The 314-nt window shown below is 60.5% G+C and carries 1 protein-coding gene; it reads left to right on the forward strand.

The features are described from left to right. Positions 1–314, forward strand: a 314-nt coding sequence (locus tag FLQ44_RS23250; RefSeq protein ID WP_439144963.1) for an ABC transporter permease subunit, incomplete at both ends; no start/stop codon positions are given.

Here is a 314-nt window from a genome sequence, read left to right on the forward strand (position 1 = left end):
TGTCCTTTTTCCGCAATGACATGGGTTTCGGGGGCAATAACGGGCTTACGGATTTCAAGGACATCCTCGGTTATCCGATTCAGGGCACAGGCACACGGGCAACACTTTTTGCGATAACCGCGCTGGCGCTTGCCGCCTCGCTCCTGATCTGTTCGGCGATCACCCGCTCCAAGCTCGGCAAGGTTATGGTCGCGGTGCGCGATGCGGAAAGCCGGACCCGGTTCATCGGCTACAGGCCCGAATATGTGAAGCTGTTCGCCTTCGTCGTCTCGGCCGTCATCGCCGGCATTGCCGGGGCGCTCTACGTGCCGCAG

Source organism: Vogesella mureinivorans (genome assembly GCF_007644035.1).
Classification (GTDB): Bacteria; Pseudomonadota; Gammaproteobacteria; order Burkholderiales; family Chromobacteriaceae; genus Vogesella; species Vogesella mureinivorans.